1 pseudogene is annotated in these 387 nt (G+C 58.9%); it reads right to left on the reverse strand.

What is annotated here, in order from left to right:
* Positions 1-387 (reverse strand): annotated as a pseudogene (locus EOA13_RS37625) (BamA/TamA family outer membrane protein); the annotation flags it as partial.

Genomic DNA, 387 nt, shown 5'->3' on the forward strand with positions numbered 1-387 from the left:
GGTTCAGCCGGCTGTCGCGATTGTCGTAGACATATTGCAGCGGAACGCTCGCGATCAGATAGGTGTGCTTGCCGAAGGAATCGGTGATCTTCGAATAGTCGAGCGCGACTTCCGCAGAAACCGTCTGCTGCTTGTCGAGTTCATAGGACAGACCGGTGTTGCCCTTGACCGCGAAATGGTCGTAGGCGTCGGGATGCTCCAATACGGTGTTGACGCCGGCGAAGAATTTTGACGCCGGCCCCACCACGCCCGGCTTTTCGAACATGATGCCGGCATTGTAGTTGAGCTCGGTCAGGTCGTTGCCGCCGATGCCGCTGATTGCGCCCTCGATGCGCAGCTTTTCGGCACGGCCGAACAGATTGCGGTGGCCCCAATAACCTTCGAGGC

Source organism: Mesorhizobium sp. M7A.F.Ca.US.011.01.1.1 (genome assembly GCF_003998295.1).
Classification (GTDB): Bacteria; Pseudomonadota; Alphaproteobacteria; order Rhizobiales; family Rhizobiaceae; genus Mesorhizobium.